A 7,136-nucleotide genomic window follows, 5' to 3' on the forward strand; every position below is an offset into this window, starting at 1 on the left:
AAACTTTTTTAGCTTTCGTCGCTCTTTCAGACTTACTCGCTTTCTAAGTTCTTGCCCTCTCTCAAGGACAAGTAATACTATACCACCATAAAATATATCCGTCAACACTTTTTTAAAATATTTTTTCATATTTTTATTTTAATATATCTTATACAAATAAAAATTCATATCTAAATATAATAATCATTGTTGATATTTCAATAAAAAACCACAATATATTATTAAACTTTCATCTAATAAAATACTGTGATTTTAAATTGATTTTATATATAAATATTAGTTTATTATATAAAAATACTATACTGATTTTTTACTTCTAAAGCATAATGAGTAAATAAGAACTATTGAAAAACATATTATAGGAATTAAAAATGATGATCTTACGGCAGCTTCTGCTCCATTAAACATAGGTGTTATGCTAGACAATATTCCATTATCTATAAATCTTCCCATTATAGGTGTTATTACTGCTCCACCAAGTATAGCCATAATAAGACCTGCTGCTCCGACTTTTACTTCTTCGCCTAAATCTTTAAGAGCTATACCATATATTGTTGGAAACATTAATGACATACATGCAGATATTGTAACTAAGCACCATACTGATTGACTTGTAGGTAGATATATTGTTCCTAAACTAGCTAAGATTCCTCCAACTGCAAATACTGCCATCATTAATGCCGGTTCAATATATTTCATTAATGCTGTACATATCCAACGACAAGCTATAAATAAAACTATAGCTATTAAATAATATTGTGCTGCATCAGCTTCATTTAAACCAACTGTAGTCATAACATATTGTATTGTCCAAGTCCATACAGATATTTGTACTCCTACATAGAAAAATTGAGCAATTACACCAAAAGCATATCTAGGTATTTTTATAAGTTTTTTAATAGAATCAAGTATATTTAAATCACCAGACATATCCTTTTCTGAATCTTTACTTCTTTTAAAGAACATCCAAATTACAATTGCAATTATAACTAATCCTACATAAGGTACACAAACCCATAATAATTCATTACTACGTATTTGGCTTAAAGCTTCTGGACTCATTGCAATTCTATCTTCATATGTAGCCGGATTTAAATGACTTAAAATAAGATATTTTGCAAGTATAATCCCACTTAAAGATCCTATTGGGTTAAAGGCTTGTGCTAAATTAAGTCTTCTAACACTAGTTTCTTCATCCCCTAACGAAATAACATATGGATTACATGTTGTTTCTAATATAGAAAGCCCCCCTGCCAACACAAATACTGATAATAGAAATAAATTAAAATTCTGTAACATAGCTGCAGGAATATAACCCATAGCACCTATTATATAAAGTCCTAATCCTACTAAAACCCCTGTTCTATAAGAATATTTCTTTATAAGAATTGCTGCTGGTAATGCTAATACGGCGTATGAACCATAAAATGCAACTTGAGTCATAGATGCATTTGCAGCTTCTAGCATAAATATTCTTCCGAATGCTGGAACAAGATTATCTGTCATATTGTTTAATAGCCCCCAAAGCACAAAGCATGATATTAGCATTATAAAGTGTACTCTATACTGTTTGGGCACTATAGGTAATTTACTATTTCTATCTTTTTTATTATCTGATATATTTTCCATAATATCACCCCTATAATTTATAGTAAAAATTATTGTTCTTTTCTATATCTTTTAAATCCAGGATGTCTTCCTGTTACACCATAACTTTTTCTCATTCCAATTAATCTATCTATATTTTCTTTTGATACTTCTTTTTCTCCCCCTAATAAATGAGCAGTTAAACTTATTTTTGCATATAATTCTAGTGTTTCCATTCTGTAATATGCTGTTATTAGATCTGCCCCTACAGTTAATGCTCCATGGTTTGCTAATAATAATACATCATGTTCTTGTAAATATGGAGCTATTGCATCTGGTACCTCATATGTAGACGGTGTTCCATATGGAGTTACTGGTATTGAACCTATAGCTATAATAGTTTCTATCATTGTGTATCTATCTAAATCCAAATGTGCTACTGCATATCCAGTTGCTGTTGGAGGATGAGCATGTACAACTGCACCAACATCATCTCTTTCTTCGTAGCATCTTAAATGCATCTTTATTTCTGAAGATGGTTTCGCACCTGCTTGTCCTTCTATAACCTCTCCATTAGAATCTATATGTAATATCTTTTCTGGTGTTATGAAACTTTTACTTATACCTGTAGGTGTTGCTAAAAAAGTTCCATCTTCTAGCTTAACTGATACATTTCCATCATTTGCAGCTACCCATCCTAATTGCCACATTTTATGACAAACATCACATATTTGTTCTCTTATTTCCATATATCCTAATTCTTTTTCTTTATCCATTTAAAATTCCCCCTACATTAACTAATCTACTACTACCCCTTTTTGTAATATAATATTTGCATAAAGGGCCTTTTCTCCAGTAGCAACTATTGCATATGATTTTTTTGCTTGTTCATAAAAATCATATCTTTCTATATTTTGAATAACATCATTACCCCTATTATCATATTTTTTGATTATTTTACTGTATACATTCCATATAGGTGTCTCTACTTTATCACCTTCAACAACTGCCATTAAGCTTACTGGCTTTTCTACATAAGTATCTAATGGAAAAACAGATAATATTGCATCTAATATCTCTGGTACACTGTGTCCGTCACAACGTATAACTTTACACTCTTTACCCATTTTCTCTGATGGAAAATTCCCATCTGCTAAAACTATTTGATCACTATGTCCCATCTCGCATAATACTTTTAGTAATTCCGGAGATAAAATATTTGGTATTCCTTTTAACATTTAATTAATTCCCCTTTTTTTATTATTTTTTTAAATCTAGAAAACTCTTTATCCCATAGTTTGGATTCTTTAGGTATATATTCGTCTATATTATGTGAATCATTAATAATTCTTCGAGCTTCTTTCAAGTCTTTTATATTCCCACTTGCGATTAATTGTATTGCTATATTTCCTAATACAGTAGCTTCTATAGGCCCCCCATATACTTTTATATTGCATGCATTTGCAGTCATTTGACTTAATAATCTACTTTGTGTTCCTCCTCCAAGCATATATAACTTAGAATATTTTTTATCTGTACAATCTTCTATTTCTTCTAAAGCTATTCTATATTTGAATGCTAAACTTTCATTTATACACCTAACTATTTCTGCTTCATTTCTAGGCACATCTTGATTAGTTTTTCTACAATAATCTCTTATTCTATCTGGAATATTTCCAGCTGGAGTAAATATCGGGTCATCTGGATCTATAAATGACCTAAATGGTTGTGCATTTTCTGCCATTTTTTCTAACTCTCCAAAAGTATAACTTTTCCCTTCTTTTTGCCATTGTCTTTTGCTCTCTTGTATGAGCCATAATCCTATTATATTTTTTAAAAATGATACTTTCCCTTGGTACCCACTTTCATTCGTTATATTATAACGACTAGATTTTTCTGTAATAATAGGATTATCAAGTTCTGTTCCTAATAAAGACCATGTACCACAACTTAAAAATAAAAAATCATCATCTTGTGTTGGTACAGAAACTTGCGCACATTGTGTATCATGTCCTGCCACTGCTATAACATCACACATATCTATATTTAATTCTTCACTTATATCTTCAGATATTTTTCCAATTACACTACCACTAGGAATAATATCTGTAAATAAATTACTATTCAATCCTAGTGACTCAATTATTTCATAAGACCATTGTCTCTTTTCTGCATCAAAAAGTTGTGTAGTGGATGCTATAGATATCTCTGTAACCTTTTTATTTGTTAACATATAATTAAGCAAATCTGGTATTAGTAACATCACATCTGCTTTTTCAAGCAGATATGATCTTTTTTGTTTTAGTGATAGTAGTTGAAAAGCTGTATTTATTTCCATAAATTGATTTCCAGTTATTTTATAAAATTTTTCTTTAGATATTTTTTTAAAACTCTCTTCTATCATCCCAGCAGTTCTACCATCTCTATAATGGATAGGATTTTCTAATATTTGTCCATATTCATCCAATAATGCAAAGTCAACTCCCCATGTATCTATGCCTATACTACTTATTTTTCCGTACTTTTTAGACTTTATTAAACTTTGCTTAATTTCAAAGAATAATCTTAATATATCCCAATACATTGTCCCTCCAACTATCACTGGGTCATTAGAAAATCTATGTATTTCCTCAATATATATCCTATTTCCATCAAAGGTTCCTATTATAGCTCTTCCACTAGATGCGCCAAAGTCAAAAGCCAATACCTTTTTCTCTAGTCCACTCTCATTCATATTATCACCTTCTATTTATACATTGGTCCATAGTTTTGACAAGCTCTATAATCTTGTCCTTCCTTATCCATTCCAAATGCATTCCATGCAGCTGGTCTAAATATATTTTCTTCTGGTACATTGTGCATGCTTACAGGTATTCTTAAAATAGAGCATAATGTTATTATGTCTGCACCTATATGTCCATAACTTATAGCGCCATGATTAGCCCCCCAGTTATTCATTACATCATAAGCAGATTTAAAAGCTCCTTTTCCTGTTAATCTTGGTGCAAACCATGTACAAGGCCACGTATAATCAGTTCTTTTCCATAACTTATCTGATACTTCATCTGGAAGTTTTACTGTATATCCTTCTACTAATTGAAGTACTGGTCCTACGCCCTTTACAAGATTTAATCTAGTCATTGTTACTGGCATTTGTGCATCTGTTAAAAATCTAGAAGAATATCCTCCTCCTCGGAAATATCCAGTATCAGCAGGATTCCATGTAGTTGCTGAAAGTAATGCTTCTTGATCTTCTTCATTTATTTCAAACCAAGGTTTTATTACATTAGCTCCATCTTTATCCTTAGCTTGACCACTACCATCTAAGCAAGATGCCCCTGAGTTTATTAAATGTATAAATCCTTTAGACTCTTTCGCTATACCTTCTAAATCATATCCCGTTGCTTTTTTTACTGCTTCTGGAGACCAATATGTACGAACATCTGAGAATATTTGTGCAGTATTAGTTAATAATTTACCAAACAGCATACTTATTCCATTTAAAACATCATTTTCAGTAGCTAATATATATGGTTCTCTTGCACCATTCCAGTCGAATGAAGTATTAAGTAATGCTTCAGAAAAATCACCGTTTGGATAAAAATCTGTCCATTGTCTTTGACCTTGGAATCCTGCAGCAATTGCATTATGTCCTAATTTTTCTTCTTCAAATCCATCTGGTAAATTTTCATTTCCATTCATTAAATCTTTTATTATACACATCATTTTAACTACAAATTCCCAATCTTTATCTTTTTCTTCTCTAGATTTTTGAACATAATCTGGATTTTTATCAAATCCCTCTTTGCATTTTTCCTTTGTCCATTTTAATGCTTTTTCAAATTCATCTTTGTCGTAAATTCCTTCTGTCATTCTTCTTATTATCTCAGTTTCATCAACAGATTCAACTCTCATTCCTAAATATTCTTCTATAAATGCAGGGTCAATTATAGATCCTCCTATTCCCATACAAATAGAGCCTATTTGTAAATAAGATTTTCCTCTCATAGTAGCTGCTGCAACTGCTGCTCTCCCAAATCTTAATATTTTTTCTTTTACATCAGATGGAATTTCTGTTGAATCTGCATCTTGAACATCATGCCCATATATTCCGAAAGCTGGAAGGCCTTTTTGTGCATGGGTAGCTAGAACAGATGCTAAGTAAACAGCCCCAGGTCTCTCAGTACCATTAAATCCCCAAACTCCCTTTATAGTCATTGGGTCCATATCCATAGTTTCAGCACCGTAACACCAACAAGGTGTAACTGTAAGTGTTATATCAACGCCTTCTCTCCTAAATTTATCTGCACAAGCAGCTGATTCTGCAACTCTACCAATTGTAGTATCGGCTATGACAACTTTTACTGATTCTCCATTTGAATACTTTATATTACTTCTTAATAATTCTGCTGCAGACTTTGCCATATTCATAGTCTGTTCTTCTAATGATCCTCTTACATCTAATATTCCTTTTCTTCCATCAATTGTAGGTCTTATACCTATAACTGGATATTGACCAACTAGTCTACTCTTTGCCATTATATTTCCCTCCACATCATTATACTTTTTAATTTTTTATACTTTCATTGTTAAATCTTTATTTATATCTTCATTGTAATCGTTTTCACTTTGCAATTCTTGTGTTATAATAGTCAAAAAATATAAATATTTTCACTTTTTGTGACAAAAGGGGGTAAATAGAAATATGAAATTTTTTGATTTTAAAGAAGATAAACAACATGGTAGATTTGATTTTCCAATAGAATTTTATCATGTTGATCAAAGTCATCCCAGGTATGATATGCCTTATCATTGGCATACTCAATGTGAAATAATAAGAATTTTAAAAGGCGAATTTTTAATAACAATCGACTATAAGAAAATTTTAGCTAAAAAGGGAGATATACTATTTATTCAAGCAGGAATACTACATGGTGGAACTCCTAATAACTGTATTTACGAGTGTATTGTTTTTGATATAAATTTACTTTTAAAGCAAAATCATGCTTGTACAAAATTATTACAAGATATTATTCATAATAATAAAATAATAAATCCAAAAATGCCTTCTAATATTCTAGCGCTAAATCTAAATTGTGAATTCTTATTCGATTCATTGTCATCTCAATATGAAGGTTATGAATTTATTACACAAGGCTCTCTATATAATTTTTTGGGTATAATTCTTCAAAATAAACTTTATACTGTTAATAATAATATGTCTCTTAAGACAAATGATAAAATTATTTTATTTAAAAAGGTATTATTATTCATAGAAGAAAATTACACACAAACCTTATCTTTAAATGATTTATCTAAAGTAGCTGGAATGACCCCTAAATATTTATGTAAATTCTTTAACAACATGAGCAATAAAACTCCTATAGAATATTTAAATTTTTATCGCATAGAAATCGCATGCGAGCAGCTATTAAGTACAGATTTATCTGTTACTGATATCGCTATAAACTGTGGATTTAATGATGTAAGTTATTTTATAAAAACATTTAAAAAATATAAAGGTATAACGCCAAAACAATATATAAAAA

6 protein-coding genes are annotated in these 7,136 nt (G+C 30.4%); 1 reads left to right on the forward strand and 5 read right to left on the reverse strand.

All coding sequences use genetic code 11. The features are described from left to right. Positions 1-297: 297 nt before the first annotated feature. Genes fucP through I4U58_RS11705 form a run of 5 tightly spaced genes read right to left on the reverse strand, consistent with a single transcriptional unit; the run spans position 298 to position 6,126 of the window. Positions 298-1,629 (reverse strand): L-fucose:H+ symporter permease, encoded by a 1,332-nt coding sequence (gene fucP / locus I4U58_RS11685; RefSeq protein WP_195931523.1) that lies wholly within the window; start codon positions 1,627-1,629, stop codon positions 298-300. A 29-nt stretch (positions 1,630-1,658) separates the two neighbouring features. Beyond that, positions 1,659-2,363, reverse strand: coding sequence for a class II aldolase/adducin family protein (locus I4U58_RS11690; protein WP_195931524.1), 705 nt, complete (start codon positions 2,361-2,363; stop codon positions 1,659-1,661). Positions 2,364-2,384: 21 nt separating this feature from the next. Next, positions 2,385-2,825, reverse strand: a complete 441-nt coding sequence (locus I4U58_RS11695) for an RbsD/FucU domain-containing protein (protein WP_195931525.1) — start codon at positions 2,823-2,825, stop codon at positions 2,385-2,387. Continuing rightward, on the reverse strand, positions 2,819-4,321 hold the full coding sequence (locus I4U58_RS11700; RefSeq protein ID WP_195931526.1) for a rhamnulokinase family protein: 1,503 nt from the start codon (positions 4,319-4,321) through the stop codon (positions 2,819-2,821). The genes I4U58_RS11695 and I4U58_RS11700 overlap by 7 nt, the downstream gene beginning before the upstream one ends. A gap of 11 nt (positions 4,322-4,332) precedes the next feature. Further along, positions 4,333-6,126: an L-fucose isomerase gene (locus I4U58_RS11705; protein WP_195931527.1), complete on the reverse strand. Its 1,794-nt coding sequence runs from the start codon at positions 6,124-6,126 to the stop codon at positions 4,333-4,335. Between the two features lie 166 nt (positions 6,127-6,292). Here I4U58_RS11705 and I4U58_RS11710 point away from each other — a divergent pair. Further along, on the forward strand, positions 6,293-7,136 hold an 844-nt coding region (locus I4U58_RS11710; RefSeq protein WP_195931528.1), incomplete at its 3' end, for an AraC family transcriptional regulator.

Origin of the sequence: Clostridium sp. 1001270J_160509_D11 (genome assembly GCF_015667935.1) — a bacterium.
Classification (GTDB): domain Bacteria; phylum Bacillota; class Clostridia; order Peptostreptococcales; family Peptostreptococcaceae; genus Intestinibacter.